Below are 3272 nucleotides of genomic sequence, written 5' to 3'. Positions count from 1 at the left end.
AATCTTCACGAATTATCTAGTGAAGAAGAGTACCTATAATGAAAATATTTTTATGTTGTTCCGCGGGCATGTCCACCAGCATGCTCGTCAGCAAAATGAAAAATGCCGCGGACGAAAAAGGCTTAGATTGCGAAATCAATGCCTATTCAATTACTGAGTTTGAACAGCGTTTAAGTGAGAACGATGTATGCCTCGTCGCGCCACAAGTTAAGTTCAAACTTGATCACTTCAAGCAGCGAGCAGAAGAAGAAGGTAAAGCATGTGACCTCATCGACATGCTCAATTACGGAATGATGAAAGGCGACGTCATCTTAGATCAGGCAGTTGGCCTTTATAAATCACTTTGATAAAAGGAATGAGTCATGAGTGTCATGAATACCATCACGAACACCATTGAGAAGGTGATCACCCCAATCGCCTATAAAGTATCCACGCAACCTCACGTGAATGCGGTAAAAGATGGCTTCGTTGCCACGATGCCTTTTCTGATTGTGGGTTCACTGCTGCTTGTACTGGCGTTTCCTCCAGGCACGAGCAACACTTTTCTCGCCGGCTGGCAGTCTGTTGTCGATGCCATTGGACAAGGGAATATTTTAGCGGCTTTCCAAGTCAGCATGGGTATTTTTGCCCTGTATGCGGCATTCTCGATCGGTTTTAACTTGGCCGAACATTACAAGATTCGAGCACTTAACTCTGGTTTGCTCTCCATGTTTACGTTTTTGCTGGCCGTTGCCCCTGTGCAGTTCATTGCGGATCATGGCGGCATCATGCCCATTGCTCACCTCGGTGGCGCCGGTGCATTCACCGCCATCATTTGTGGTTTGTTCGTTCCTGAGTTTCAACGCTTCCTTCTCAAATACAATATTCGTTTAAAACTCCCAGAAGCCGTACCACCAAAGATTTCAGCCTCGTTTGACCTACTGATTCCAATTGTTCTTCTGACCATTATTGTCGTCTCTTTGAATGTCACGCTCGGCTATAACGAGCTCAATATTCCAACGGCGGTCATGGAGCTGTTTAAACCGATTGTTGCTGCCTCTGATTCATTCTTCGCCTGTCTACTGGCGGTTATTTTGATTCAGCTATTGTGGTTTGCGGGGATTCACGGTTCTCAGGTTGTGGTTGTGGGTATCCTCTACCCTATTTTGATCGTCAACCTTGGCCTTAACCAAGATGCCTTAGCTGCTGGTCTAGAGCTGCCTAAGATTTTCGTTAACCCAGTACTCGACTTCTTTATCTTCGTTGGGGGCGCAGGCGGGACATTGGGTCTGGTTGTGCTGATGATGCGCTCAAAGGCGACTCACCTCAAAACCATCGGCCGTATGTCAATCATTCCAGGCACGTTCAACATCAATGAGCCCGTTATCTTCGGCACGCCAATCGTGATGAACGTTAACTATTTCATCCCATGGATGCTATCGCCAATCGTGAATACCTGCATCGTCTGGATGGCGTTTAAAACAGAGCTTATTTCGAAAGTTGTCGCTCTACCACCATGGACAATGCCAGCCCCTATTGGCGCAGTGATGGCGACAAACTCATCCCTTGCTGCCGTCGTCGTGGTTGTCTGTGTCTTTGTCAGCATGGCAATCTTCTATCCATTCTTTAAAGCGCACGAAAAACAGTTGCTTGAAGAAGAAAGTAAGAACGTTGAAGAAGCCTCTGAACCTCAAGCATCACCACAGCCAAGCGTATAGGAGTCATCATGGATCATTTAATTGAACAACAAAGTGACATCAGCGAAGAGTTTCTAATGACTTTGCTGTGCGAAGTCGGGCAAGCCAAGTCCACCTTCATGCAAGCCATGTTGGAAGCTCGAAATCACAACTTTACTGAGTCGATTGAGTTGCTAAAGCAAGGTGATGAAGCGCTAGCGAACGTTCACAAAAGCCAAACATCGTTAATTGGATTTGATGAAGGAGAAGGAAAAGTTCGCATGACCCTTATTCTGACCCATATACAAGATCACATCATGACAACCATGTTATGCCGTGAAATTGCCGAAGAGATCATTGAACTGCGTAAAGACTTACAAGGAGTCGCCGCATGAAAAAACGAATTTTTGATTTAACCAAAGCTGACATCGCCACCATGACGCGCAGTGACTTGGTTGACTGTGTAAGGCTGTCTGAAGGCCGAGCAATGATGGTAGAGAATGTCGTCTCTGCTGAGCCCCCTTTTGATTTGGTCTCAGGTGCAGAAATTGCCGCAAGCCTAGGGGCCGATTTCATTACCTTAAACTGTCTTGATGTGTTTAACCCGAAAGCGAACGTCAATGGCGCAGCCAACCATCAAGTCAATGATCACTTCACTATTGCAGAGCTTAAAGAACTCAGTGGTCGGCTTATTGGGTGTAACCTTGAGCCTGTTCCTGCGGACTTTAAAGGCATCGATGTCGGCCGCTCTGTGACGAGAGAAACCGTTGAAGAAGCGGTTCGACTTGGCCTCAATTACATCATGCTGACGGGCAACCCAGGCATGCAGGTTTCTCAGGAAACGATTTTGGATGCCATTAAACTCGTGCGTCAGGTGTCAGACGATATTCTTATCATTGCGGGCAAGATGCACGGTGGTGGTGTCGGCAACGATTACAACCTCGACATCATTAAAGATTTTTCTGACGCGGGAGCAGACATCATGATGTTCCCTGCCCCTTATACGACGCCGGGTATCACACCGGAGATCACTCATAAAATGATGAGTGTCGTCCATGAGAACAATATGTTGGGTCTTCTGGCGATAGGAACCTCACAAGAAGGGGCAAGTGAACAATACATCGAACAAGTCGCCATGGCTTCTAAGGCATCGGGCGCTGATATCGTTCATATTGGCGACGGTGGCTACGGGGGTTTGGCTGTTCCTGAGAACATCATTCGCATGGGAATCACGATTCGAGGCCGTCGCCATCAATTCAAACGCATGGCCAATCGCCGGTAACACAACCGCGCTTTCCTCTACAAACTAAAGGTATCCTGAACAAACTCAAGCAGCCTCTCCCCCTATTGGCTAGTCACCACTGGTTGCTTGAGCCCTTGTTTAGCCTTACACCCAAAAGGCTGTTTCTCTTTTCATTTGTATTCTTTCCTTTTCGCCTTCTCTGTCTTATCTCACCTCTTTCTAAACGAACATGTCCAGTCACATGAACCAGTGTCGAAATAAGAGGGTATGAGGTATTGCTTAAGTTCAAAAGAGGGAACAGATAAATATCACCATGAGGCAATAACACTTAAAATAATATTACTATTAAACAACAATAAATTATCGTTTATCGA

Annotated in this window: 4 protein-coding genes; all 4 read left to right on the top strand. The window is 46.2% G+C overall.

What is annotated here, in order from left to right; genetic code table 11:
- The first annotated feature begins 38 nt into the window (after window positions 1-38).
- The 4 genes from BCU12_RS09535 to BCU12_RS09520 are packed head-to-tail and all read left to right on the top strand — an operon-like array spanning window position 39 to window position 2937.
- Entirely contained in the window at window positions 39-347 is a 309-nt protein-coding gene (locus tag BCU12_RS09535; protein ID WP_102404090.1) for a PTS sugar transporter subunit IIB, read from the top strand.
- A 15-nt stretch (window positions 348-362) separates the two neighbouring features.
- Window positions 363-1697, top strand: a complete 1335-nt coding sequence (locus BCU12_RS09530; RefSeq protein WP_102404089.1) for a PTS transporter subunit EIIC — start codon at window positions 363-365, stop codon at window positions 1695-1697.
- Between the two features lie 8 nt (window positions 1698-1705).
- Window positions 1706-2050, top strand: a complete 345-nt coding sequence (locus BCU12_RS09525) for a PTS lactose/cellobiose transporter subunit IIA (RefSeq protein WP_102404088.1) — start codon at window positions 1706-1708, stop codon at window positions 2048-2050.
- The gene (locus tag BCU12_RS09520; RefSeq protein WP_102404087.1) at window positions 2047-2937 is read left to right on the top strand and encodes a dihydrodipicolinate synthase; all 891 of its coding nucleotides are present in this window, start codon (window positions 2047-2049) and stop codon (window positions 2935-2937) included. The genes BCU12_RS09525 and BCU12_RS09520 overlap by 4 nt, the downstream gene beginning before the upstream one ends.
- Window positions 2938-3272 lie beyond the last annotated feature (335 nt).

It is taken from the genome of Vibrio sp. 10N.261.55.A7 (assembly GCF_002877365.1).
Lineage (GTDB): Bacteria > Pseudomonadota > Gammaproteobacteria > Enterobacterales > Vibrionaceae > Vibrio.
This window is presented reverse-complemented; position numbering and strand designations above follow the sequence as displayed.

Bases quoted from the DNA above. Each gene is read 5' to 3' on its own strand.
- BCU12_RS09525 (WP_102404088.1), top strand. From the start codon at position 1,706: ATGGATCATTTAATTGAACAACAAAGTGACATCAGCGAAGAGTTTCTA.
- BCU12_RS09535 (WP_102404090.1), top strand. From the start codon at position 39: ATGAAAATATTTTTATGTTGTTCCGCGGGCATGTCCACCAGCATGCTC.
- BCU12_RS09530 (WP_102404089.1), top strand. From the start codon at position 363: ATGAGTGTCATGAATACCATCACGAACACCATTGAGAAGGTGATCACC.
- BCU12_RS09520 (WP_102404087.1), top strand. From the start codon at position 2,047: ATGAAAAAACGAATTTTTGATTTAACCAAAGCTGACATCGCCACCATG.